The organism is Streptomyces sp. NPDC002868 (genome assembly GCF_055563295.1).
In genome coordinates this window covers 67,211-91,640 of sequence record NZ_JBVHDR010000008.1, presented here as the reverse complement: position 1 = coordinate 91,640, position 24,430 = coordinate 67,211, and the positions used below count along the sequence as shown (strand labels likewise).

18 protein-coding genes are annotated in these 24,430 nt (G+C 69.8%); 12 read left to right on the top strand and 6 right to left on the bottom strand.

Going from position 1 to position 24,430, the window contains the following annotated elements; genetic code table 11:
• Window positions 1-63 precede the first annotated feature (63 nt).
• The 5 genes from ACZ3H8_RS23780 to ACZ3H8_RS23760 all read left to right on the top strand — a co-directional run bounded on the left by ACZ3H8_RS23780 (window position 64) and on the right by ACZ3H8_RS23760 (window position 7,236).
• Window positions 64-1,215: a Gfo/Idh/MocA family protein gene (locus ACZ3H8_RS23780; protein ID WP_467404945.1), complete on the top strand. Its 1,152-nt coding sequence runs from the start codon at window positions 64-66 to the stop codon at window positions 1,213-1,215.
• Entirely contained in the window at window positions 1,212-2,354 is a 1,143-nt protein-coding gene (locus ACZ3H8_RS23775) for a dihydrodipicolinate synthase family protein (RefSeq protein ID WP_467404943.1), read from the top strand. Before ACZ3H8_RS23780 ends, ACZ3H8_RS23775 begins: the two co-directional genes overlap by 4 nt.
• A gap of 38 nt (window positions 2,355-2,392) precedes the next feature.
• Window positions 2,393-3,190 (top strand): sugar phosphate isomerase/epimerase family protein, encoded by a 798-nt coding sequence (locus tag ACZ3H8_RS23770; RefSeq protein WP_467405442.1) that lies wholly within the window; start codon window positions 2,393-2,395, stop codon window positions 3,188-3,190.
• Window positions 3,191-3,509: 319 nt separating this feature from the next.
• Complete coding sequence (gene recD2 / locus ACZ3H8_RS23765; protein ID WP_467404941.1) at window positions 3,510-5,717, top strand: SF1B family DNA helicase RecD2; 2,208 nt, start codon at window positions 3,510-3,512, stop codon at window positions 5,715-5,717.
• A gap of 229 nt (window positions 5,718-5,946) precedes the next feature.
• Window positions 5,947-7,236 carry a citrate synthase gene (locus ACZ3H8_RS23760; RefSeq protein WP_467404938.1) on the top strand — a complete coding sequence of 430 codons (1,290 nt, stop codon included), beginning with the start codon at window positions 5,947-5,949 and terminating at the stop codon, window positions 7,234-7,236.
• Window positions 7,237-7,641: 405 nt separating this feature from the next.
• Here ACZ3H8_RS23760 and ACZ3H8_RS23755 read toward each other — a convergent pair whose 3' ends face one another.
• The 3 genes from ACZ3H8_RS23755 to ACZ3H8_RS23745 all read right to left on the bottom strand — a co-directional run bounded on the left by ACZ3H8_RS23755 (window position 7,642) and on the right by ACZ3H8_RS23745 (window position 11,352).
• On the bottom strand, window positions 7,642-9,855 hold the full coding sequence (locus ACZ3H8_RS23755; RefSeq protein ID WP_467405441.1) for a heavy metal translocating P-type ATPase: 2,214 nt from the start codon (window positions 9,853-9,855) through the stop codon (window positions 7,642-7,644).
• 214 nt (window positions 9,856-10,069) lie between these two features.
• Window positions 10,070-10,381 (bottom strand): heavy-metal-associated domain-containing protein, encoded by a 312-nt coding sequence (locus tag ACZ3H8_RS23750; protein ID WP_467404936.1) that lies wholly within the window; start codon window positions 10,379-10,381, stop codon window positions 10,070-10,072.
• Between the two features lie 119 nt (window positions 10,382-10,500).
• Window positions 10,501-11,352, bottom strand: coding sequence for a TetR family transcriptional regulator (locus tag ACZ3H8_RS23745; RefSeq protein ID WP_467404935.1), 852 nt, complete (start codon window positions 11,350-11,352; stop codon window positions 10,501-10,503).
• A gap of 164 nt (window positions 11,353-11,516) precedes the next feature.
• Here ACZ3H8_RS23745 and ACZ3H8_RS23740 point away from each other — a divergent pair, with 164 nt between their 5' ends.
• Window positions 11,517-13,871: an MMPL family transporter gene (locus tag ACZ3H8_RS23740; RefSeq protein WP_467404932.1), complete on the top strand. Its 2,355-nt coding sequence runs from the start codon at window positions 11,517-11,519 to the stop codon at window positions 13,869-13,871.
• A gap of 44 nt (window positions 13,872-13,915) precedes the next feature.
• On the opposite strand, the gene ACZ3H8_RS23735 is transcribed toward ACZ3H8_RS23740, so the two are convergent.
• Window positions 13,916-14,113 (bottom strand): helix-turn-helix transcriptional regulator, encoded by a 198-nt coding sequence (locus ACZ3H8_RS23735; protein ID WP_467404930.1) that lies wholly within the window; start codon window positions 14,111-14,113, stop codon window positions 13,916-13,918.
• Window positions 14,114-14,327: 214 nt separating this feature from the next.
• Window positions 14,328-15,239 (bottom strand): sugar phosphate isomerase/epimerase family protein, encoded by a 912-nt coding sequence (locus tag ACZ3H8_RS23730; RefSeq protein WP_467404927.1) that lies wholly within the window; start codon window positions 15,237-15,239, stop codon window positions 14,328-14,330.
• Window positions 15,240-15,368: 129 nt separating this feature from the next.
• Between ACZ3H8_RS23730 and iolC the strand changes: the two genes are divergently transcribed.
• The 6 genes from iolC (at window position 15,369) to ACZ3H8_RS23700 (ending at window position 23,015) form a co-directional block, all read left to right on the top strand.
• Window positions 15,369-16,502: a 5-dehydro-2-deoxygluconokinase gene (iolC, locus tag ACZ3H8_RS23725; protein WP_467404925.1), complete on the top strand. Its 1,134-nt coding sequence runs from the start codon at window positions 15,369-15,371 to the stop codon at window positions 16,500-16,502.
• A complete protein-coding gene (locus ACZ3H8_RS23720) occupies window positions 16,499-17,383 on the top strand; it encodes a Cgl0159 family (beta/alpha)8-fold protein (RefSeq protein WP_307663403.1) in 885 nt (294 codons plus the stop codon). The genes iolC and ACZ3H8_RS23720 overlap by 4 nt, the downstream gene beginning before the upstream one ends.
• A 16-nt stretch (window positions 17,384-17,399) precedes the next feature.
• The gene (gene iolB, locus ACZ3H8_RS23715) at window positions 17,400-18,290 is read left to right on the top strand and encodes a 5-deoxy-glucuronate isomerase (RefSeq protein ID WP_467404922.1); all 891 of its coding nucleotides are present in this window, start codon (window positions 17,400-17,402) and stop codon (window positions 18,288-18,290) included.
• Entirely contained in the window at window positions 18,287-20,221 is a 1,935-nt protein-coding gene (gene iolD, locus ACZ3H8_RS23710; RefSeq protein WP_467404921.1) for a 3D-(3,5/4)-trihydroxycyclohexane-1,2-dione acylhydrolase (decyclizing), read from the top strand. The genes iolB and iolD overlap by 4 nt, the downstream gene beginning before the upstream one ends.
• 26 nt (window positions 20,222-20,247) lie before the next feature.
• Window positions 20,248-21,747, top strand: coding sequence for a CoA-acylating methylmalonate-semialdehyde dehydrogenase (gene mmsA, locus ACZ3H8_RS23705; RefSeq protein ID WP_467404918.1), 1,500 nt, complete (start codon window positions 20,248-20,250; stop codon window positions 21,745-21,747).
• 494 nt (window positions 21,748-22,241) lie between these two features.
• On the top strand, window positions 22,242-23,015 hold the full coding sequence (locus ACZ3H8_RS23700; protein WP_307663407.1) for a DUF2637 domain-containing protein: 774 nt from the start codon (window positions 22,242-22,244) through the stop codon (window positions 23,013-23,015).
• A 142-nt stretch (window positions 23,016-23,157) separates the two neighbouring features.
• Here the strand turns inward: ACZ3H8_RS23700 and ACZ3H8_RS23695 are convergent, their stop codons facing one another.
• A complete protein-coding gene (locus ACZ3H8_RS23695) occupies window positions 23,158-24,345 on the bottom strand; it encodes a S8 family peptidase (RefSeq protein ID WP_467404916.1) in 1,188 nt (395 codons plus the stop codon).
• Between the last annotated feature and the right edge of the window lie 85 nt (window positions 24,346-24,430).

Below are 24,430 nucleotides of genomic sequence, written 5' to 3'. Positions count from 1 at the left end.
TATCGAGGGAACACGGCCGTGATGAGGGAACAAGAAGCATCGAGGGCACATGGAGGCACCTTCGTGACACGCAGGACTGTGCGGATCGCCATGAACGGCGTCACGGGTCGGATGGGGTACCGCCAGCACCTGGTGCGCTCCCTCCTCGCGATCCGCGAACAGGGCGGCCTCGACCTCGGGTGCGGCGAGGTCCTGTGGCCCGAGCCCGTCCTCGTCGGCCGCCGTGAGCACGCGCTGCGCGAGATCGCGGAGCGGCACGGCCTCGCGCACATCTCCACCGACCTCGACGCCGTGCTCGCCGACGACAGCATCGACATCTACTTCGACGCGCAGGTCACCTCCGCCCGCGTCGACGCGATCAGGCAAGCCATCGCCGCCGGCAAGCACGTCTACACCGAGAAGCCGACCGCGACCGACCTCGCCGAAGCGCTGGAGCTCGCCCGCCTCGCCGAGTCCGCCGGCATCAAGCACGGAGTCGTCCAGGACAAGATCTTCCTGCCGGGCCTGCTGAAGCTGAAGCGCCTCGTCGTCGGCGGCTTCTTCGGCCAGATCCTGTCCGTGCGCGGGGAGTTCGGCTACTGGGTCTTCGAGGGCCACTGGCAGGAGGCACAGCGCCCGAGCTGGAACTACCGCGCCGAGGACGGCGGCGGCATCGTCGTCGACATGTTCCCGCACTGGGAGTACGTACTGCACGAGCTGTTCGGCCGGGTCATGTCCGTCACCGCGCAGGCCGCCACGCACATCCCGCAGCGCTGGGACGAGCGGGGCAAGCCGTACGCCGCGACCGCCGACGACGCCGCGTACGGCATCTTCCAGCTGGAGGGCGGCGCCGTCGCCCAGATCAACTCCTCCTGGGCGGTACGGGTAATGCGCGACGAACTCGTGGAGTTCCAGGTCGACGGCACCCACGGCTCGGCGGTCGCGGGCCTGCGCCGCTGCCGCGCCCAGCACCGCTCCGCCACCCCCAAGCCGGTGTGGAACCCGGATCTGCCCGCCACCGAGCCCTTCCGTGACCAGTGGCAGGAGGTGCCGGACAACGGGGAGTTCGAGAACGGCTTCAAGACGCAGTGGGAGCTGTTCCTGCGCCATGTCGCGCTCGGCGAGCCGTACCACTGGGACCTGCTGGCGGGCGCGCGCGGCGTGCAGCTCGCCGAGCTGGGGCTGAGGTCCTCGGCCGAGGGCCGGCGCCTAGAGGTGCCGGAGCTGTCGCTGTGACGATCAGGCTCCCGCACGGGGTGTACGAACCCCGCACCGAACCGGCCGTGTTCGCCGGCGGGGCCGCACTCGCCTCTCGTACGGTCTTCTCCGCGGCGCATGTCGTTGCCGACCCGTACGCCGACGCGAGCCCCGACTCGCCCGCCGTCGTCGACTGGGACGCCACGCTCGCCTTCCGCCGCCATCTGTGGTCGCACGGCCTCGGCGTCGCGGAGGCGATGGACACGGCGCAGCGCGGGATGGGTCTGGACTGGGCGGGCGCGGCAGAGCTGATCCGGCGCTCGGCGGCGGAGGCGAAGGCCGTGGGCGGCCGGATCGCGTGCGGGGTGGGCACGGACCAACTCGGTTCCGGCGGCGGTTCGCTGACGCAAGTGCGCGCGGCGTACGAGGAACAACTGGCGCTCGTCGAGGACAGCGGCGCGCAGGCGATCCTGATGGCGTCGCGCGCACTGGTCTCGGCGGCCCGGACGTCCGACGACTACCTCTCCGTCTACTCCCACCTCCTGCGGCAGGCGAGCGAACCGGTGATTCTGCACTGGCTGGGCCCGATGTTCGACCCGGCGCTGGAGGGTTACTGGGGTTCGTCCGATCTCGACGCGGCCACGTCGGTCCTGCTCGACGTCGTCGCCGCCCACCCCGACAAGGTCGACGGCATCAAGATCTCGCTGCTTGACGCGCAGCGCGAGGTCGACCTTCGCCGTCGCCTCCCTCAGGGAGTCCGCTGCTACACCGGCGACGACTTCAACTACCCGGAACTGATCGCGGGCGACGAGCGGGGCTTCAGCCACGCGCTGCTCGGGATCTTCGACCCGCTCGGCCCGCTGGCCGCTGAGGCGGTGCGGATCCTCGACACCGGCGATGTCGCCGGGTTCCGCAAACTCCTCGACCCGACGGTCGAGCTGTCCCGCCATCTGTTCGAGGCGCCGACCCGCTTCTACAAGACGGGCGTGGTGCTGCTCGCCTGGCTGGCAGGGCACCAGTCGCACTTCACGATGGTGGGCGGCCTGCAGTCGGCCCGCTCGCTGCCGCACATGTGCCGGGCGTACGAACTGGCCGACGGCCTCGGCCTGTTCCCCGACCCGGGGCTGGCCGAGACGCGTATGAAGTCCTTGCTGACGATGTACGGAGTCGCCCAGTGACCGATTCAGCCGACCTGACCCGCTTCAGCATCAACCAGATGACGGTGAAGCAGCTCACCCTCCACGAACTCACCGAGGCATGCGTACGCATGGGCGTCTCGGGGGTGGGCCTGTGGCGCGAACCGGTCCGGGCGTACGGAGTCGAGGCGGCGGCGAAGCTCGTACGCGACGCCGGGCTGGCGGTCACCAGCCTGTGCCGGGGCGGCTTCTTCACCGCGATCGACCCGGGGGAGCGGGCCCGCGCGCTGGCCGACAACCGCACGGCGATCGACGAAGCGGCGGCGCTCGGCACGGACACCCTGGTCCTGGTCTCTGGCGGCCTCCCTGCGGGCAGCCGCGACCTGCCGGGCGCGCGGGAGCGCATCGCGGACGCGCTGTCGGTACTGGCTCCCTACGCGGGAGAACGGGGCGTGCGGCTGGCGATCGAGCCGCTCCACCCGATGTACGCGGCGGACCGGTGCGTGGTGTCGACGCTGACGCAGGCGCTCGACCTCGCCGAACGCTTCCCGGCGGCGGAGGTCGGCGTGGTGGTGGACACGTACCACATCTGGTGGGACGAGGCGGCGCCGGCCGCGGTGGCGAGGGCGGGCGCGGCGGGCCGTATTCACGCGTTCCAACTGGCGGACTGGACGACGCCGTTGCCGGCGGGGGTGCTGAACGGGCGGGGCCAGCTCGGGGACGGTGCGATCGACATGCGCGAGTGGAGGAAACGGGTGGAGGCGGCGGGGTACGGGGGCGCGATCGAGGTGGAGCTGTTCAACGAGGGGCTGTGGGCGCGGGACGGGGAGGAGGTCCTGGGGGAGGTGCTGACGCGGTACGAGGAGTTCGCGGCGTAGCCGTTTTGTTGTGGCCTCTTGTTGTGGTCTCAGGAGGGCGCGTGGATTCCGCAAAAACAACTGTCCGCTGTCGTGCAACCCTTTCCGCGTGACGAGGGTCGTACCTGTCATCAAGGCTCCCGGGGAGGGATCTGGGGGGATCTGGGGAGCCCTTGACGGAGGGGAACAGGAGGGGCCCGGTCGTCGGACCGGGCCCCCTCGACCGTTCCGGGCCACCCGCAGGCCACAGGCCTCCCCGACGCACGGCCCAGCGGACAGCCCGGCGCAGAGTTGTCCCCAGGCCACCCGCACTGTCGGACCCCGGCGGTAGCGTCGGATCATGTCCAATCTCGCAGTGGTCGAAGGGGTCCTCGAACGGATCACATACGCCAACGAGGAGACCGGCTACACCGTCGCCCGCGTCGACACCGGCCGCGGCGGAGCCGATCTCCTCACAGTGGTCGGCTCGCTGCTCGGCGCGCAGCCGGGCGAGTCCCTGCGTATGGAGGGCCGCTGGGGCTCCCACGCCCAGTACGGCAAGCAGTTCACGGTGGAGAACTACACCACGGTCCTGCCTGCCACGATCCAGGGCATACGCCGCTATCTCGGCTCGGGCCTGATCAAGGGCATCGGCCCCAGAATCGCCGAGCGCATCGTCGAGCACTTCGGGACCGACACCCTCGACATCATCGAGCAGCAGCCGAAGAAGCTCATCGAGGTCCCCGGACTCGGCCCGAAGCGGACGAAGTTGATCGGCGTCGCCTGGGAGGAGCAGAAGGCCATCAAGGAGGTCATGATCTTCCTCCAGGGCGTCGGCGTCTCGACCTCCATCGCGGTGCGCATCTACAAGAAGTACGGCGACGCCTCGATCTCGGTCGTGAAGAACCAGCCGTACCGCCTGGCCGCCGACGTCTGGGGCATCGGCTTCCTCACAGCCGACAGGATCGCCCAGGCCGTCGGCATACCGCACGACAGTCCGGAGCGGGTCAAGGCGGGCCTGCAGTACGCCCTGTCGCAGTCCAGCGACCAGGGGCACTGCTTCCTGCCCGAGGAGCGGCTGATCGCGGACGCGGTGAAGCTGCTCCAGGTCGACACCGGCCTTGTCATCGAGTGCCTCGCCGAACTCGCCGGCGAGGAGGAGGGCGTCGTACGGGAACAGGTCCCGGCCCCGGACGGAGGAGACCCCCTGACCGCCGTCTATCTGGTGCCCTTCCACCGCGCCGAAATCTCGCTCGCCGCCCAGCTGAACAGACTGCTGCGGACCGAGCAGGACCGGATGCCGGCCTTCCAGGACGTCGTGTGGGACAAGGAGCTGGCGTGGCTGGCGGAGCGTACGGGCGCGGAGTTGGCGCCCGAGCAGGAGCAGGCGGTCAAGCTGGCCCTCACCCGCAAGGTCGCCGTGCTGACCGGCGGCCCCGGCTGCGGCAAGTCGTTCACGGTCCGCTCCATCGTGGAGCTGGCCCGCGCCAAGAAGGCGAAGGTCGTGCTCGCTGCCCCCACCGGGCGCGCGGCCAAGCGGCTCGCCGAGCTCACCGGCGCGGAGGCGTCCACCGTGCACCGGCTGCTGGAGCTGAGGCCCGGCGGCGACGCGGCGTACGACCGGGACAGACCGCTGGAGGCGGACCTCGTGGTGGTCGACGAGGCGTCCATGCTCGATCTGCTGCTGGCCAACAAGCTGGTCAAGGCGGTCGCCCCCGGAGCGCATCTGCTGCTGGTGGGGGACGTGGACCAGCTGCCGAGCGTCGGCGCCGGCGAGGTGCTGCGCGATCTGCTCGCGGACGGCGGCCCGGTGCCGAATGTCCGGCTGACCCGCATCTTCCGGCAGGCGCAGCAGTCCGGCGTCGTCACCAACGCCCACCGCATCAACTCCGGCGTACAGCCCATCACTTCCGGGCTCTCCGACTTCTTTCTCTTCGTGGAGGAGGAGACGGAGGACGCGGGAAAGCTCACGGTGGACGTGGCGGCCCGCCGGATTCCCGCCAAGTTCGGCTTGGACCCGCGGCGCGATGTGCAGGTGCTGGCGCCCATGCACCGCGGCCCGGCCGGCGCAGGCACCCTCAACGGCCTGCTGCAGCAGGCGATTACGCCCGCTCGGCCCGACCTCCCCGAGAAGCGATTCGGCGGCCGGGTCTTCCGCGTCGGCGACAAGGTCACCCAGATTCGCAACAATTACGAGAAAGGCAAGAACGGCGTCTTCAACGGCACGGTCGGCGTGGTCACCTCGCTCCAGCTGGACGATCAGCGGCTGACGGTGCTGACGGACGAGGACGAGGAGGTTCCGTATGACTTCGACGAGCTCGACGAGCTGGCACACGCGTACGCCGTCACCATCCACCGCTCGCAGGGCAGCGAATACCCCGCAGTGGTGATCCCGGTCACCACCGGGGCCTGGATGATGCTCCAGCGGAACCTCCTCTACACGGCGGTGACCCGGGCCAAGAAGCTCGTCGTGCTGGTCGGCTCCCGTAAGGCGATAGGACAGGCAGTGCGCACTGTTTCCGCGGGTAGACGCTTCACCGCGGTGGACCACCGGCTGGCCGGCGGCTGACACTGAGGGCTCCGCCGCCCGGGGGAAGCCCCCCGGCCCCGCAGGGTGGGAAACGCCACCCCGGCTTCCGGAACCTGGGCGAACGGGGCAAGATGAGCAGGTTGGCGGCACTGAGTGCCGCCGATAGGCCCAATGGTCGACCCCGAGTGCACTCTCCTCAGCCAAATGGGGGATGGTAGAGACAGTCAGGGCACCTCGAAGAAGAGGCACTACGTCGGTGAGGGATGACGTGAGCGACAACTCTGTAGTACTGCGGTACGCGGACGGTGAATACACCTACCCGGTGGTCGACAGCACCGTCGGTGACAAGGGCTTCGACATCGGGAAGCTCCGAGCCCAGACCGGTCTGGTGACCCTGGACAGTGGATACGGCAATACCGCCGCCTATAAATCCGCGGTCACCTACCTCGACGGCGAGAAGGGCATCCTGCGCTACCGCGGCTACCCCATCGAACAGCTGGCCGAACGCTCCACCTTCCTCGAGGTGGCGTACCTGCTGATCAACGGCGAGCTTCCGACGGTCGACGAGCTTTCCAGCTTCCGGGGTGAGATCACCCAGCACACGCTGCTGCACGAGGACGTCAAGCGGTTCTACGGCGGATTCCCGCGCGACGCGCACCCGATGGCGATGCTGTCCTCCGTGGTCAGCGCACTGTCGACGTTCTACCAGGACAGCCATAACCCGTTCGACGAGAAGCAGCGCCACCTCTCCACGGTCCGGCTGCTTGCCAAGCTGCCGACGATCGCGGCGTATGCGTACAAGAAGTCGATCGGCCACCCCTTCGTCTACCCGCGCAACGACCTCGGGTACGTGGAGAACTTCCTGCGGATGACTTTCTCGGTCCCCGCCCAGGAGTACGACCTGGACCCGGTCGTGGTCGCCGCGCTCGACAAGCTGCTGATCCTGCATGCGGACCACGAGCAGAACTGCTCGACCTCCACCGTGCGTCTGGTCGGCTCCTCGCAGGCGAACATGTTCGCCTCGATCTCCGCCGGTATCAGCGCCCTGTGGGGCCCGCTGCACGGTGGCGCCAACCAGTCGGTCCTGGAGATGCTCGAGGGCATCCAGGCCAACGGCGGCGACGTCGACTCCTTCATCCGCAAGGTGAAGAACAAGGAGGACGGCGTCCGTCTGATGGGCTTCGGCCACCGCGTCTACAAGAGCTTCGACCCGCGGGCGAAGATCATCAAGGCTGCGGCGCACGATGTCCTCTCGGCGCTCGGCAAGTCCGACGAGCTGCTCGACATCGCGCTGAAGCTGGAGGAGCACGCGCTCTCCGACGACTACTTCGTCTCGCGAAACCTCTACCCGAACGTGGACTTCTACACGGGCCTGATCTACCGGGCCATGGGCTTCCCGACCGAGATGTTCACCGTGCTCTTCGCGATCGGCCGACTGCCCGGCTGGATTGCCCAGTGGCACGAGATGATCAAGGAGCCGGGTTCCCGCATCGGCCGTCCGCGCCAGATCTACACCGGCGAGGTCTTGCGCGACTTCGTCCCGGTCGAGGCCCGCTGACACCAGGACTCCGGCACATGGGGCGCGTCCGCGCCTCGTAACCGGTCCTGTCGCAGGTACAGACAGCGGAAAGCGCCCCGCTGCCGATCCCCCCACGGGTCGGCGGGCGGGGCGCTTCCCATATCCCCGGAGCGGATTCCCCCCACGGGATCCGGCCGGGCGTCTGCTGGCTGCAGAAGCTCCTCACGCGGTCTGCCGGGGTACGTACGCACGGGAGGGCCGCTCAAAGCTCCCCGGGCACGTGCCCCGGCCAACGCTTGCCTGGGACGTCCCCCAAGACATCCCATGAACGTCCCCCAAGACGTTCTCGGCATCGCCAATTTAGACTCGCGAGGAGCCTGAATGGTTACCCCTAAATATCTGTGATCTAGGTCTCTTTGTGAAGGTCTTGTGCCCCACTTGTAGTCACCTGAAGGAGCGCAGACGCAGGCTGTTGGCTACCACAAATACGGACGAAAAGGCCATGGCGAAACCGGCGATCATGGGGTTGAGCAGGCCTGATGCCGCAAGGGGCAGTGCGGCGACGTTGTAGCCGAAAGCCCAGAAAATATTGCCCTTGATTGACGTCAGTGTCCGACGGGCGAGACGGATCGCGTCGGCCGCAGCCCTCAGGTCCCCCCGTACGAGCGTCAGGTCACCGGCCTCTATGGCCGCGTCCGTGCCAGTGCCCATCGCCAGGCCCAGGTCGGCGGTGGCCAGAGCGGCCGCGTCATTGACCCCGTCACCCACCATGGCGACGCTGCGGCCCTGCGCCTGGAGACGCCTGACCACATCCACCTTCTCCTCGGGCATGACCTCGGCATACACCTCGTCAATGCCGACCTCGGCAGCGACCGCATCGGCGACCGCCCTGCTGTCGCCGGTCAGCAGCACCGGGGTGAGACCGAGGCCGCGCAGCAGTGTCACCGCCTCGGCGCTGGTGTCCTTGACCGCGTCGGCGACGGTGAGCACACCGAGCGCCTTGCCGTCCCGGGCGGCGAAGACGGCGGTACGTCCCTCCGCCGCGGCGGCCTTCAGCTCGGGGGGCAGCTCCACCCCGGCGTTCTCGAGCAGCTGCGCGCGCCCGACCAGCACCTGGTGTCCGTCGACGACGCCTCGTACGCCGAGGCCCGGGACGTTCTCGAAAGCCGTCGGCACGGGCAGGGTGCCGACGCGCTCCTCGGCTCCCGCTGCGACAGCGCGGGCGATGGGATGCTCCGACGCGTGCTCCAATGCGCCCGCGAAGCGCAGCAGTGCATCCTCATCGGCGGTTTCGGAGACGTACACGCCCTGAAGGCTCATCCGGCCCGTGGTGACCGTGCCCGTCTTGTCCAGGACGACGGTGTCGACCCGGCGGGTCGACTCGAGCACCTCGGGGCCCTTGATGAGGATGCCGAGCTGGGCGCCGCGGCCGGTGCCGACCATGAGGGCGGTCGGCGTCGCCAGGCCGAGGGCGCAGGGGCAGGCGATGATCAGTACGGCGACGGCGGCGGTGAAGGCCGCGGTCGCGTCCGAGGTGGTCAGCAGCCAGCCGGCCAGGGTGCCGAGGGCGATCACCAGGACGACGGGTACGAAGACGGCCGAGATCCGGTCGGCGAGGCGCTGCACGTCGGCCTTGCCGTTCTGGGCGTCCTCGACCAGCCGGGCGGTCCGGGCGAGTTGGGTGTCCGCGCCGACCCGGGTGGCCTCGACGACGAGACGGCCGGCGGTGTTGACGCAGCCGCCGGTGACCGGGTCGCCCGCGGCCACATCCAGCGGCACCGACTCGCCGGTCAGCATCGAGGCATCGACGGCGGAGGCGCCATCGACGACCGTGCCGTCGGTGGCGATCTTCTCTCCGGGGCGTACGACGAACCGGTCGCCGACCGCGAGCCGGCCGACTGGAATCCGTACCTCCGTACCGTCGCGCAGCACGGCGACGTCCTTGGCGCCCAGCTCCATCAGGGCGCGCAGGGCCGCGCCCGCCTTCCGCTTGGAGCGGGCCTCCAGATAGCGGCCGAGGAGGAGGAAGGCAGTGACGCCCGCGGCGACTTCGAGATAGATCGTCGAGGAGGCGTCGGTGCGCGAGACGGTGAGGTCGAAGCCGTGCCGCATGCCGGGCATGCCGGCGTGGCCGAGGAACAGCGCCCAGAGCGACCAGCCGAAGGCGGCGAGCGTGCCGACGGAGATGAGGGTGTCCATGGTGGCCGCGCCGTGCCGGAGATTGGTCCAGGCGGCCCGGTGGAAGGGGAGCGCGCCCCAGACGACGACGGGGGCGGCGAGGGTGAAGGAGAGCCACTGCCAGTTGTCGAACTGGAGGGCGGGGATCATCGCCATGAGGACGACGGGTATCGCGAGCAGGGCTGAGACGGTGAGGCGCTGACGGAGGGCGGCGGACTCCGGGGCGACGTGTGCCGCGGGGGCCGCGGGAGCCGCGTCGGAGGTCGCGCCGGGAGCGGGGTCCGGCAGCTCCGGCGCAGGCGGCGGGGGCCGCTCGGCCGTGTAGCCGGTCTTGACGACGGTGGCGATGAGGTCGGCGATCTCAAGCCCGTGCGGGTAGGAGACCTTCGCCTTCTCGGTCGCGTAGTTGACCGTGGCGCTGACGCCGTCCATGCGGTTGAGCTTCTTCTCGACGCGGGCGGCGCAGGAGGCGCAGGTCATCCCGCCGATGGTGAGCTCGACCTGGGAGGTTTCCACGTTCAGGACTCCATCTCCACAACTGGCGTGGCGGGGCCGTGCATGACCAGCATCGGACTGTGGTCGGGCACGGCCCTGCGGGAGGGCTTTGCAGAAGCGGGCGCGGTGCCCGGTGCTGGGCGAGCGGTGCCCGGTGCTGGGTGCGCGGTGCCCGGTGCTGGGCGTCCGGTGCCCGGTCTCAGGCTTGGCCGACGAGTTCGTATCCGGCCTCGTCCACGGCCTCGCGCACGGCCGTCTCGTCGAGCGGGCCGTCGGAGACCACCGTCACCTGGCCGCTTGCGGCGACCGCCTTCACGGAAGTGACGCCCGGCAGCTCGGAGAGCTCGCCGGCGACCGCGCCCTCGCAGTGGCCGCAGGTCATACCGGTGACCTGGTAGACCGTGGTGACGCCACCGATCCGGACGTCGGCCGCGCCGTCGTGACAGGAGCCGGCGGACGAGCAGCAGGAGCCGGTCGCCTGGGCGGTCTCGGTCTTCGTCTCGGCGGTCATGGCGTTCTCCTCTTCGAGGGTGCAACACGTACTGGGTACACGTACGAGGTCATGGTGTCGGAGAGACGGGGGAATGCCGTAGCTCTGCGACGCTCACCAGACTATACCCCTAGGGGGTATTAATGCGACCCTGGCGACGCGTCTCGCCGCTCCGTCGTGGCGAGCACGGCTTCGCCGACGATCGGGTTCAGATACCCGAACATGACCTTCTTGACCTCCGTGATGTACGCCTGCCGCTCCTCGCCCTCGTGGGTGAGGACCAGATCCAGGCCGGCCTTGAAGATGGCGAAGATCGTGGCGGCGGTGCGGGAGAGCTCGGCGGGCCGGGCGTCGGGGAGGTAGCCCGCGATGATCTCCTCGATCCGGGTGAGCAGCCCCGCGTGCAGGGCGTTGAACTCCTGGGTGATCTGGCCGGGGATGTCGGGGCCGTGCATCAGGACGGCGAAGGCCGGGTTCTCGTGGTTGAACGCGAAGAGTGGATCGAGGACCGCGTCGAGCAGCTCGTCGAGCGGGAGGTTGAGGTTGGCGGCGGTCAGGGCCGCGCCGTGGGACTCGCGCCACTGATCGAGGAGCCGGCCGCCGAGCTCGACGGCGATGGCCTCTTTGTTCGGGAAGAACTGGTAGAGCGTGCCCGGGGAGACGCCGGCCTCGCGGGCGATGGCGTTGGTGCTGGCGGCGGTGTAGCCGCTGCTGCAGAAGACGTTCGCGGCGGCTTCGAGGAGCTGGGCGATACGGCGCTCGCCGCGGGCCTGACGGCGGCGCGGCTTGGCGGCCCTGGAGGCTGTCCCGGGGGCTTTGGCGGCCCCGGAGGTGCTGCTGCTCCCGGAGGTGCTGCCGGTCCCGGGGGTCCTGCCGGTCCCGGGGGTCCTGCTGGTCCCTGTGGTCGAGGCCGGTCCGGAAGTTCCCTCGGCCGCGGCGGCCGCACCGGTGGCAGTCGTCGCGGCGGGCTCCGGCGTCGTGGGCTGCGGCACGTGAAATCCCCAGCTTTCCTGGTGCGGTTGACAAACGCGAGTGGGCGCTCGCATTCTTGGTTAATGCGAGCGATAGCTCGTGTTTGCCAGTCTATGGCAATGGTCGACTCATGCTGCCTGCCGGGAAGCCTGCGCATGGGCCACGGTGAAGGGGACACCGCACCATGTCTGAAGTCAACAGCCCGCCGCCGGTCGGGGGATGGACCCGCTTCGTCACCGCGCGGCCGCGGCTCTCCCTGCTGACCGCCCTGGTGCTCACCGCACTCGCCGTGTTCGCCGGCAGCGGGGTCGCCGAGCGCATGGGCAGCGGCGGCTGGGAGGACCCGGCTGCCGAGTCGACGTATGCGACGGCCGCGCTGGAGCGGGAGTTCCCCGCATCGCAGCCGAATCTGCTGCTGCTCGTGGACAGCGGGCGGGCGAGCGTGGACACCCCGGCGGTCGCAGCCGAGGGGCGGCGGCTGGCGGAGCGCCTCGCCGCAGAGAAGGATGTCACGGGTGTCGGTTCGTACTGGCAGACCGGCTCACCCGCGCTGCGCGCCGAGGACGGCCGGCAGGCGCTGATAGCGGCCCGGATCGAGGGCGACGAGAAGGCCAGGGCCGAGGTGCTGGAGCGGATCGCGCCCGACTTCAGGGGTGCGCACGGCCCGGTGGAGGTCTCGATCGGCGGCCCCGTCGCCGTGCAGCACGAGATGACGACGATCATCCAGGAGGACCTGCTGCGGGCCGAGCTGATCGCCCTGCCGGTGACGCTGGTGCTGCTGGTGATGGTCTTCGGCAGCGCGATCGCGGCACTGCTCCCGCTGGGCGTCGGCATTGTCGCCATCCTGGGGACGAATGCCGTGCTGCGCGGCATCACCGAGTTCGCCGATGTCTCGGTGTTCGCGCAGAACCTCACCACGGCGCTGGGCCTCGGACTCGCCATCGACTACGCCCTGTTCATCGTGCGCAGATTCCGGGAGGAGCTGGCGGCGGGGGCCGAGGTGCGGGAGGCGGTCGGTATCACCCTGCGCACCGCGGGCCGCACGGTTCTCTTCTCCGCTCTGACCGTGGCCGTGTCGCTGGCGGCGATGCTGGTCTTCCCCCAGTACTTCCTGCGCTCCTTCGCCTACGCCGGGATCGCGGTTGTGCTGCTTGCCGCGGCCGCCGCGCTGATCCTGCTGCCGGCCGCCCTGATGCTCCTGGGCCACCGGGTCAATGCGCTGGATCTGCGCCGCCTCTTCCGGCGTGGCCGGGGCAAGGGCGGCGCATCGTCCGAAGAGGCGGGTGCGGACAGGGAAGCGGCCGGCGCCGGGTGGGCCAGGGTCGCGGCCCTGGTGATGCGCCGGGCTCCGCTCTTCGCCTTCGCCACCGTCTCCGGTCTGGTGCTGCTCGGACTGCCCTTCCTGGGCGTCAAGTTCGGCACCCCTGACGATCGCCAGCTGCCGTCGACCGCCGAGTCCCATGTGGTCCAGCAGCAGATACGGGACGGCTTCCCCGGCAGCCCGGCCGGCGGCCTCGCGGTGGTCGCCCAGGAGGCGGACTCCGGCGAAGCCGCGACGACGCCCGCCGCGTACGCCGAATACCGCGACCGCATCGCCGCCCTTCCGGGGGTGCTGCGGGTCGACGGTCCCGTTACCTCCGGCGGAACCGCCTACTTCACAGTGCAGCCCAAGGGCGAGGCGGTGGGGGAGGAGGCGCAGCAGCTCGTCCATGAACTGCGCGACGTCCCGGCCCCGTTCGAGACCTCGGTGACGGGCAGGGCCGCGGTGCTGGAGGACTCCAAGGCCGCCATCGCCGACCGGCTGCCGCCGGCGCTCGCCATCATCGCAGTGGCGACCCTGCTGCTGGTCTTCCTGCTCACCGGCAGTGTGCTGATCCCGATCCAGGCGGTCGTGCTCAACGCCCTGAGTCTGACGGCAATGTTCGGCGCGGTCGTCTGGGTCTTCCAGGACGGCAACCTCTCCGGGCTGCTCGCCTTCACCTCCACCGGTGACATAGAGACGACGCTGCCCGTGCTGATGTTCTGCATCGCCTTCGGGCTCTCCATGGACTACGGCGTCTTTCTGCTCTCCCGCATCAAGGAGGAGTACGACCGCACCCACGACCATGAGCACGCGGTGAGATTCGGCCTCCAGCGCACCGGCGGGCTGATCACCGCGGCGGCCGTGATCCTCGCGGTCGTGATGGTGGGCATAGGCACCTCACGGGTGACCAACACGAAGATGCTCGGTCTCGGAATCGCGCTGGCAGTGCTGATGGACGCCATGGTGGTCCGCAGCCTGCTCGTCCCCTCGGTGATGAAGCTGATGGGCGCCTCGACCTGGTGGGCGCCCGGCCCGCTGCGCCGGTTCCATCAGCGATTCGGGCTGAGCGAGGGGGAGATATCGCAGCCCGCGCCACCGCGGCCGGACTCGGAGTTGGACTCCCAACCGGAGCCGGAGCCGGAGTCGAAGCCGAAGCGGGACCCGGGCTCAGAGCCGGACTCGGAGCTGAAGCCGGACCCGGACCCGGACGGGGCGCGGGACAGCGTCAGAGCCTGATACCGCGGCGGACCGCTCACTCCAGGGCTCGCCCCGCGCGGTGCTCAGTCCCTGCGGCTCCTGTTCCCGGGGCGATTGGCCACCCAGATGCGGATCGTGTCCGCGTACCAGTAGGGCTTTCCCGCCTCCACATGGTCGGGCGGCGGGAGAAGGCCGTGCTTGCGATAGGAGCGGACCGTGTCCGGCTGCACCCGGATGTGCGCGGCGATGTCCTTGTAGGACCAGAGTTTTCTGTCCGTCATCTGTGTGGCACCTCCGTGCGTGCGCGGCAGCGGCGGCGCGGGGGGCCGTCGGGGGAGCTGCAGCGCGGACGCTGGCGATCACTGAGCTGTACCCGTTGAACGACTGCGAGGGGAGCGAGGCGAGGGGCTGTTGATCGACTGTGACGGAAGACTCGCAAAACGGGGACATGCGTAATGAGGCGGCAACAACCCGCACGGAAGTGGCGTGTTCGCGTCAGGCGCCACAAGAGCGCAGGAAACCGCGGGTCCGCCGGGCGATCGGGAAGGGCTTGTCCGGCGGGCAGGGGTACATGTCCTGCTCGACGATGGCGAAGAGTTCGACGTCCAGCGCCTGGGCCGCGGCCAGTACGGGCTCCAGCGCGGGTACCCCGGCCGGCGGTTCGCACATCACGCCCCGGCCGACCGCAGGACCGAACGGCACCTCGTCCGCGACGACTTCGGCAAGGATCTCCGGGTCCACCTGCTTGAGATGGAGGTAGCCGATCCGCTCCCCGTAGGTCTCGATCAGCTTGACGCTGTCGCCGCCGCAGTAGGCGTAGTGCCCGGTGTCCAGACACAGGGAGACCAGTTCGGGATCGGTGGCGTCGAGGAACCGGCTGACGTTCTCCTCGCTGTCGATATGGGTGTCCGCGTGCGGATGGACGACGATCTTCAGTCCGTACCGCTCGCGCACCTCGCGGCCCAGCCGTTCGGTCTGGGCGGTGACATCGCGCCACTGCGCGGGGGTGAGGGTGCGGTCCTCCAGCACCTGGCCCGTTTTGTCGTCGCGCCAGAAGGAGGGGATGACGACCAGATGCTCCGCGCCCATGGCCCGGGTCAGCGCTGCGATGTCGGAGACGTGCGCCCAGGTCTTGTCCCAGACGGCCGGCCCGTGGTGCAGCCCGGTGAAGACCGTTCCCGCCGAGACCTTCAGGCCACGCCGGGCGGTCTCCTCGGTGAGGCGTTCGGGGTCGCTCGGGAGATAGCCGTACGGGCCGAGCTCGATCCATTCGTAACCGGCACTCGCGACCTCGTCGAGGAAGCGTTGCCAGGGAACCTGCTGAGGGTCGTCGGGGAACCACACCCCCCAGGAGTCGGGGGCCGAGCCGACCCGGATGCGGTTCAGGGAGGGGACGGATGAGGTCATGCGGACGAGCTTTCCGGCCGCTGTGGAAGGGTGTCAAGCCTTCGTCCGAATGTAAGGACAAAATGTTGACAGGGTTCAGGAAGGAGCACTACACCTGGGGACAGCCGGCGTCGAACCGAAGGGACGCGCATGCCTCAGCCGTACGACGTGATCACGATGGGCCGGATCGGGGTGGACCTGTATCCGCTGCGGACCGGGGTCCCGTTGGCGCAGGTCGACACGTTCGGGAAGTTCCTTGGCGGCTCGGCCACGAATGTCGCGGTCGGGGCGGCCAGGCTCGGCCGGCGGACGGCGGTGATCACCCGCACCGGCCAGGACGCCTTCGGGGACTATCTCCACCAGGCGCTGGGGGAGTTCGGGGTCGACGACCGCTGGGTGACCGCGGTCGCCGCCTATCCGACCCCGGTCACCTTCTGCGAGATCTTCCCGCCGGACGACTTCCCGCTCTACTTCTACCGGCAGCCGAAGGCCCCCGACCTCGAGATCCATGAGCACGAGCTGGACCTCGCGGAAATCCGCGCGGCGCGCGTCTTCTGGATGACCGGGACCGGCCTGTGCGCGGAGCCGAGCCGTACGGCGACGCTGGCCGCGCTCGCCCACCGGGACCGGTCCGGCATCACCGTCTTCGACCTCGACTGGCGGCCGATGTTCTGGGGGGACCCGGCCGAGGCGCGGCCGTACTACGCCGAGGCGCTGGCGCACGCCACCGTCGCCGTCGGCAATCTGGAGGAGTGTGAGATCGCCACCGGCGAGCGCGAGCCGTACGCCGCGGCCCGCGCGCTCCTGGCCGCCGGGGTCGAGCTCGCCGTCGTCAAGCAGGGCCCCAAAGGTGTCCTCGCCGTACACCGGGACGGGACGCAGGCCGAGGTGCCGCCCGTCCCCGTCGAGGTGGTCAACGGGCTTGGTGCCGGGGACGCGTTCGGCGGGGCGCTGTGCCACGGGCTGCTCTCCGGGTGGGAGTTGGAACGCATCATGCGGTACGCCAACGCCGCCGGAGCCATCGTCGCGGCCCGCCTCGCCTGCTCCACCGCGATGCCGTACGCCGCCGAGGTCGACCAGGTCCTGACCGGCGGCCCGGTCCCGCCGCCCCCGACCCCGCCGCCCGCCGCACCGTCCCCGACCCCGCCGCCCGCCGCACCGCCCCCGTCCGCCGCGTCGTCCCCGACCCCGTCGCCCAGCGTGCCGTCCCCGCCGTCCCCGGTCCCGATACCCGCCGCGCCGTACCGGCCCGGCGACACACCCCCGCCCGGAGCCGCTTCGTGAGCCGCGTCGACATCGCCGAGCTCGTCGGGATCCGCACCCGCCATCCCGAGGCCGTCGCCGAGGCCGCCACCCGGCGGCGCAGGCGACCCCGGCTCATCGGCGACAGCGGGCGCCTGATGATCATTGCCGCCGACCACCCCGCCCGCGGCGCCCTCGCCGTCGGGGACCGCCGCTTCGCCATGGCCAACCGGCTCGATCTGCTCGAACGGCTCTGCCTGGCCCTCTCCCGTCCCGGCGTCGACGGCGTCCTCGCCACCGCCGACATCCTCGACGACCTGCTCCTCCTCGGCGCCCTCGATGACAAGGTCGTCATGGGTTCGATGAACCGCGGGGGCCTCGCGGGCGCCGCGTTCGAGCTCGACGACCGGTTCACCGGACACCGCGCCCAGGACCTGGACCGGCTCGGATTCGACGCGGGCAAGCTGCTGCTCCGTATCGACTACCAGGACCCCGCCTCCCTCGACACGCTGCACTCCACCGCCCGCGCCGTCGACGAGATGGCTGCGCGTCAGCTTCCCGTATTCATAGAGCCGTTCATCTGTCACCGGATCGACGGCCTGCTCCGCAACGATCTCAGCGCCGAAGCAGTCACCCGGTCGATCGCCATCGCGTCCGGGCTTGCCGGCACCTCCGCGTACTCCTGGCTGAAGGTCCCCGTAACCGACGACCCCGACGACATGGCGGCCGTGATGGAGACCTCGACCCTGCCCGCGGTCCTTCTCGGAGGCGAGATCGGCGACGACCAGCACGGTGCATACGAGAAATGGCGTGGTGCGCTGCAACTGCCCACCGTGCAGGGACTCGTGGTGGGACGCTCGCTGCTCTATCCGGTCGACGGAGACGTTGCCGGGGCGGTCGATACGGCCGTCGGACTGCTGTAGGGGGTACGGAGAAGTCATGAGCGACCACGACGACCAGAAGCAGTACGTACCGGCGGGAAGCGCGGTGAGCGGTCCCTACGCCCTCCGGGTCGACCCCGAGCAGGCCGGCTGGGGTTACTCCAGCCTCCGTGTACTGGAGCTGGAGCCCGGCGGCTCACACTCCCTCGCCGCCGGGGAAAGTGAGTGGATCGTGCTGCCGCTCACCGGCGGTTGCACGGTGCAGACGCAAGGCGAGATCTTTGAACTGCAGGGCAGAGAAAGCGTGTTCGGCGGAGTGACGGACTTCGCCTACGTACCGCGCGATGCCCATGCACAGATCGCCTCCGGTGCGGGAGGCCGCTTCGCCCTGGCAGGAGCGAAGTGCGAGCGACGACTCCCCGCTCGCTACGGCCCCGCGCCGGAGGTACCGGTCGAGCTCCGCGGCTCGGGCAACTGCTCGCGCCAGGTCAACAATTTCGCGGCCGCGGACACCTTCGCCTGCGACAAGCTGATCGCGGTCGAGGTGCTCACCCCTGGCGGCAACTGGTCCTCGTACCCGCCGCACAAGCACGACGAGCACCGCCCGGGCGTCGAGTCCGAGCTCGAGGAGATCTACTACTTCGAGATCGACCGCGGCGGCATGGGCTACCACCGGGTCTCCCCGTCCCGGCCCGGCGGTACGGACGTCCTCGCCGAAGTCCGCAGCGGCGACGCCGTCCTGATCCCCGACGGCTGGCACGGTCCGTCCATCGCCGCGCCCGGCCGCGACATGTACTACCTGAACGTCATGGCCGGCCCGGGCGACAAGCGCGAGTGGCTGATCTGCGACCACCCGGACCACGGCTGGATCCGCGACACCTGGCCGACGCAGCCCGTCGACCCCCGACTGCCTCTGTACGAAGCCGACGCCAAGGAAGGCCCCCGATGAGCAGTACGCGTCGACTCACCGTCGCCCAGGCCCTCGTCGCCTTCCTGGCCCGCCAGTACACCGAGCGCGACGGTCGCCGGCACCGCCTGATCAACGCCACCTGGGGCATCTTCGGCCACGGCAATGTCGCCGGACTCGGCCAGGCGCTCCTCGAGTCCGGCGCGTCCGCCACGCCTGCCACGTCCAGCACGTCCGCCATGTCCGCCACACCCGCCACCGGCATGCCGTACTTCCAGGGACGCAACGAACAGGCCATGGTGCATGCCGCCGTCGGCTACGCCCGCCAGTCCCGCCGCCTCTCCGCCCATGCCGTCACCACCTCCATCGGCCCCGGCGCGACCAATCTCGTCACCGGCGCCGCGCTCGCCACCATCAACCGGCTGCCCGTCCTGCTGCTGCCCGGGGACGTGTTCGCGACCCGCCCCGCCGACCCGGTCCTCCAGCAGCTCGAACTCCCGTACGCAGGCGATGTGTCGGTCAACGACGCGCTGCGCCCGGTCTCCCGCTACTTCGACCGCGTCACCCGTCCCGAGGCGCTGATCCCGGCCGCCCTTCAGGCCATGCGTGTGCTCGCCGACCCCGCCGCCACCGGCGCGGTCACACTCGCGCTGCCGCAGGACGTGCAGGCCGAGGCGTACGACTGGCCGGAGGAGTTCTTCGCCGAGCGCGTCTGGCAGGTGCGCCGACCCCGGCCCGACCTGGACGCGCTCGACGCCGCGCGCCGTGCGCTGACCGCGGCCCGCCGCCCCCTGATCGTCGTGGGCGGCGGCGTCCACCACAGCGAGGCCGAGGAAGCCCTGCGGTCCTTCGCCGACGCGACCGGTATTCCGGTCGCCTCCACCCAGGCGGGCAAGGGCTCGCTGCCCCACGACCACCCCTGCGACGTCGGCGGCATCGGCCACACCGGCACTGCCACGGCCGACGAACTGGCTCGTACCGCAGATCTGGTGATCGGCGTCGGCACTCGCTGGTCCGACTTCACCACCGCCTCCGCGACCCTCTTCCAGAACCCGGCCGTCCGGTTCCTGAACATCAACATCACCGCCTTCGACGCCCACAAGATGTCCGGACTCTCACTCGTCGCGGATGCCCGCACCGCCCTGGAGGAGCTGGCCGGCGCGCTGGGCACGCGCTTCCACGTGGAGCCCGCGTACGAGACGGAGTACGCCGACGACAAGGAGCGCTGGGAGCACCGCGTCGACGCCGCGTACGAGGCCGAGGACCTGGACACCCGCCCCACCCAGCCCCAGGTGCTCGGCGTACTGGACACGCTGGTCACCGGCGACGACATCGTGATCAACGCCGCGGGCTCGCTCCCGGGCGACCTGCACAAGCTGTGGCGGGCCCGTTCCGCCGACCAGTACCACGTCGAGTACGGCTACTCCTGCATGGGATACGAGATCCCCGCGGCCATCGGCGTGGGGATGGCCGCGCCCGGACGGCCCGTCTGGGCGCTCGTCGGCGACGGTACGTATCTGATGAACCCCACCGAAATCGTCACCGCAGTCCAGGAGAACATCCCGATCAAAGTGGTGATCCTTCAGAACCACGGGTACGCCTCCATCGGAGGCCTCTCCGAGTCGGTGGGTGCGGAGCGCTTCGGCACCGCCTACCGCCACCGGGCCGACGACGGTACGTACACCGGCGCCCCGCTCCCCGTCGACCTGGCCGCCAACGCCGCCTCGCTGGGGATGCGCGTGATCCGCGCCAAGACGGTGCGTGACCTGCGCGAAGCCCTCGCCGAGGCGCGGGCGGCAGACGTTCCCACAGGTGTCTACGTCGAGACCGAAACGGCAGACACTGTGTCGGGCGCGCCTCCCGCGCAGGCGTGGTGGGATGTTCCGGTGGCCGAGACCGCGACCCGGCCGTCGGCGGTCAAGGCCCGGGAGGAGTACGACCGGCAGGTCGCAGCCCGACGCCGCCATCTGTGACGCCGCCATCTGTGAAGGAGCACGAAATGAAGACCGTCAACCACTGGATCGGTGGCAAGACCGTCGAGGGCGCGTCCGGCAACTGGGGCCCGGTCACCGACCCGGCGACCGGCGCCGTCACCACCCAGGTCGCGCTGGCCTCGACCGAGGAGGTCGACGCGGCCGTCACGGCGGCGAAGGAGGCGTACGCCACCTGGGGCACGTCCTCGCTCGCGCAGCGCACCAGCATCCTTTTCCGCTATCGCGCGCTCCTCGACGCGCACCGCGACGAGATCGCCGCGCTGATCACTGCCGAGCACGGCAAGGTCCACTCCGACGCGCTCGGCGAGGTCGCCCGCGGCCTGGAGATCGTGGAGCTGGCCTGCGGCATCACCACCCAGCTCAAGGGTGAACTGTCCACCCAGGTCTCCAACCGGGTCGACGTGTCCGCGATCCGCCAGCCGATCGGCGTCGTCGCGGGCATCACGCCGTTCAACTTCCCGGCGATGGTCCCGATGTGGATGTTCCCGCTGGCCATCGCCTGCGGCAACACCTTCGTACTGAAGCCGAGCGAGAAGGACCCGTCGGCGTCCAACCTCCTCGCGGAGCTGGCCGCCGAGGCAGGCCTGCCCAACGGCGTGCTCAATGTCGTCCACGGCGACAAGGTCGCGGTCGACGCGCTGCTCGCCCACCCGGACGTCGCCGCGGTCTCCTTCGTCGGCTCCACCCCGATCGCCCGCTACATCCACACCACCGCCTCCGCCAACCACAAGCGCGTCCAGGCGCTCGGCGGCGCGAAGAACCACATGCTGGTCCTCCCGGACGCGGACCTGGACGCGGCCGCTGACGCTGCGGTCTCCGCTGCGTACGGCTCCGCGGGTGAGCGCTGCATGGCGATCTCCGCGGTCGTCGCGGTCAGCTCCATCGCCGACGAGCTGGTCCAGAAGATCCGCGAGCGCGCCGAGAAGATCAAGATCGGCCCCGGCAACGACCCGGAGTCCGAGATGGGCCCGCTGATCACCAAGGCCCACCGCGACAAGGTCGCCTCCTATGTCACGGGCGCGGCGGCCCAGGGCGCGGAGGTCGTCCTGGACGGCACCGGCTACACGGTCGACGGCTTCGAGGACGGTCACTGGATCGGCCTGTCGCTCCTGGACCGCGTCTCGACCGACTCGGACGCCTACCGCGACGAGATCTTCGGCCCGGTGCTGTGCGTGCTGCGCGCGGAGACGTACGAGGACGGCGTGGCCCTGATCAACGCGTCCCCGTTCGGCAACGGCACCGCCATCTTCACCCGCGACGGCGGCGCGGCCCGCCGCTTCCAGCTGGAGATCGAGGCCGGCATGGTCGGCGTGAACGTCCCGATCCCGGTCCCGGTGGGCTACCACTCCTTCGGCGGCTGGAAGGACTCGCTCTTCGGCGACCACCACATCTACGGCAACGACGGCGTGCACTTCTACACCCGCGGCAAGGTCGTCACCACCCGCTGGCCGGACCCCTCGGACGCCCCGGTGGGCGTGGACCTGGGCTTCCCCCGCAACCACTGACCGCCAACAGGCACCTGGCCCGTACGGAACGTTCATCCGTACGGGCCGGTCCTGTTTCATGGATGCTCACCCAACTCGCTGAAAAGAGAACGCAGTTCACCCGCGGCGCGCCGAGGCAGGGCCTCGCCGACTGGGAGAGCAGATTTCCTCTAATTCCTATTTATTTGTCATCCAGGTGGCCGACAGCGGGCGGGGCGCGGTTGTCGTTGAGAGGTCTGTGAAAACGCCTATCGCACAGCCCCAATTGCTCAACTCGCATTCCGAGGGATCGCTCCTGCGGCCCATGAACACCAGCGCAGAAGGTGCCGCCGCCCTGGTCCGGCCGTGGAACCCGGAACTGGCGGACTTCATGGCGGCCATGGAGCAGATCGAGGCCGATTACGCCCGTCGCTCCCCGGCGTGACCGCCGCGCGTGCGCTCGCACGCTACAGCTGCGGCCCGCTGCGGGAGCGGCCTCAGCCTCTACCTCCTCCATCGTCCACGGCAGGAACCACATGCATGACAGATATGACCAGTTCGGCACGTACGGTGTTGCCGCTGAGCAATACGGCGAGGCGTACGCCACCCTCCCCGGCCAGTGGGACGGCTACCCTTCCGCGTTCGTGCAGGAACCAATCTCCGCCCCGGACCTAGATGTTCTGCAGGGGCGCTGGGAACCGGACGTCGAACTGACGCAGCTGCTGCAGGAAGCCCCCGAACCCCTGGACCTGCCGAAGCCGGTCATGGAACTGCGGCCCCCGACCATCGGCCCGTCCTGTCACCGCCGGCGCCCGATGCACAAGGTGAAGACGAGAGCGTGGACGCTCACTCGCAACCAGTCCCTCAGCTACGCCATCGCGGCGGTGAGCACGGTCATCATTGCCATGGTGAGCGTCCTCGGGGGCCTGTTCACCCACGACATCCTGCGACAGGTCGCTGTCCCCGGTGGCGCCCACGGCCTGGCGCCCTGGTGGCCGATGCTGGTGTACGGACCGTGGATGGTCGCATCCCTCTCGATCCTGCGCGCCGCGCTGCACCGCCGCAGCGCTCCGCACTCCTGGGCCTTCGCCGTGCTCTTCTGCGGAGTCGCCGTTCTTACGTGCATTGCCGAGGCGCCCAGGACCGTCAGCGGAGCGGCTGTCGCCGGTCTCCCCGCCCTCGCGTCCATGGTCTGCTTCCATCAGCTCGTACGCCACATCACCCTCACCCGACCGGCACACGACCGGGCAGGCGGCTGGTGCAAAGGCGCGCGCCCTTGCATGGGTCATGAGCATTCGGAGTCGCAGTAGGCGAAGCCGGCAAGCAGGATGCTGCCCGAGGAGCGCCCGTACCCGGCTGGGAAGGCGCTCCTCGGGCATTTGCTCGGCCGGAAGAACGGGTCTGCCGGTAGAGCGGGTCTGCCGGAAGAGCGGGTCTGCCGGAAGAGCGGGTCTAGAAAAGCGAGTACAGCAGTTTGTTCGGTGACCCGGTCCGCGGGTCCTGGACCTTGCCGCTCGTCGCGTTGTTCACCAGTGCGTCCCGGACCTGCGCCGGGGTAGCGGTGGCGTGCGTCGACAGATAGAGCGCGGCGACGCCCGCCGTGTGCGGGGTGGCCATCGACGTGCCCGAGATCGTGTTCGTCGCCGTGTCGTTGTCCTTCCACGCCGAGGTGATGTTCACGCCCGGCGCGAACAGATCGAGGCACGTCCCGTAGTTCGAGAACGACGCCCGCCGGTCGGAACTGTCCGTGGCGCCGACCGTGATCGCCTCGGGGACGCGGGCCGGCGAGTAGTTACAGGCGTTCGCCGGCAGGCCGAGGATGATGCCGTTGCCCGCGGCGATCGCGTAGCTGACGCCCGAGGCGATGGACTTCTTCACCGCGTTGTCCAGCGACGTGTTCGCGCTGCCGCCCAGGCTCATGTTCGCCACGGCCGGCTTCTTGGCGTTGGCAGTCACCCAGTCGACGCCGGCGATGACCCCCGCCGTCGTGCCGGAGCCGCTGCAGTCCAGCACCCGTACGGCGATGAGTCTGACGCCCTTGGCGACGCCGTATGTCTTGCCGCCGACCGTGCCCGCGACATGCGTGCCGTGGCCCTGGCAGTCCTGGCCGTTCTGGCCGCCGCCCACCGTGTCCGTGCCGACGCTCGCGCGGCCGCCGAACTCGCTGTGGGACGTGCGGATCCCGGTGTCGATGATGTACGCGTTCACATTCGACGCGGATGTGCTGTATGTGTACGACTTCGACAGCGGAAGATTCCGCTGGTCGACGCGGTCGAGGCCCCAGGTCGCGTTGGCCTGGGTCTCGTTGAGGCGGACCGTGGAGTTCTGCTCGACGTACGCCACACGCGGATCGGCGGCAAGCTCTGCCGCCTTCGCGCGGGACATCGTCGTGGAGAAGCCCTCGAGGACGCTGCGGTAGGTGTGCTTCGGCGTGACGCCCAGATCGGCGGCGTGCGTCGAGCCGTCCTTCAGGACGACAATCCAGCTGTTCTGTATGGCAGTTGCAGTGGGAGCGAGACGGAGATCGCCGATGGTCGCGCTCTGCGCGGTGGGGGAGGCGGCGAACTGGAGACCGGCCGCAAGGGCGACTGCGGGTATCAGCGCCCCATAGCGGCGGGCAGTGCTTCTCATCTCGTGCACCTGACCTTTCGTTGACCGGAGGACGGGCAAGTACGGTCGTGCATGGTGTCAGGAGGTGCATATGCGCTGACCAGGGTCTCGTGAC

Excerpts from the sequence above, each read along its gene's own strand:
- ACZ3H8_RS23770 (WP_467405442.1), top strand. The coding sequence starts at position 2,393 with ATGACGGTGAAGCAGCTCACCCTCCACGAACTCACCGAGGCATGCGTA.
- recD2 (WP_467404941.1), top strand. The coding sequence starts at position 3,510 with ATGTCCAATCTCGCAGTGGTCGAAGGGGTCCTCGAACGGATCACATAC.
- ACZ3H8_RS23755 (WP_467405441.1), bottom strand. The coding sequence starts at position 9,855 with ATGACCTGCGCCTCCTGCGCCGCCCGCGTCGAGAAGAAGCTCAACCGC.
- ACZ3H8_RS23750 (WP_467404936.1), bottom strand. The coding sequence starts at position 10,381 with ATGACCGCCGAGACGAAGACCGAGACCGCCCAGGCGACCGGCTCCTGC.
- ACZ3H8_RS23740 (WP_467404932.1), top strand. The coding sequence starts at position 11,517 with ATGTCTGAAGTCAACAGCCCGCCGCCGGTCGGGGGATGGACCCGCTTC.
- ACZ3H8_RS23735 (WP_467404930.1), bottom strand. The coding sequence starts at position 14,113 with ATGACGGACAGAAAACTCTGGTCCTACAAGGACATCGCCGCGCACATC.
- ACZ3H8_RS23730 (WP_467404927.1), bottom strand. The coding sequence starts at position 15,239 with ATGACCTCATCCGTCCCCTCCCTGAACCGCATCCGGGTCGGCTCGGCC.
- iolC (WP_467404925.1), top strand. The coding sequence starts at position 15,369 with ATGCCTCAGCCGTACGACGTGATCACGATGGGCCGGATCGGGGTGGAC.
- iolB (WP_467404922.1), top strand. The coding sequence starts at position 17,400 with ATGAGCGACCACGACGACCAGAAGCAGTACGTACCGGCGGGAAGCGCG.
- iolD (WP_467404921.1), top strand. The coding sequence starts at position 18,287 with ATGAGCAGTACGCGTCGACTCACCGTCGCCCAGGCCCTCGTCGCCTTC.
- mmsA (WP_467404918.1), top strand. The coding sequence starts at position 20,248 with ATGAAGACCGTCAACCACTGGATCGGTGGCAAGACCGTCGAGGGCGCG.
- ACZ3H8_RS23700 (WP_307663407.1), top strand. The coding sequence starts at position 22,242 with ATGCATGACAGATATGACCAGTTCGGCACGTACGGTGTTGCCGCTGAG.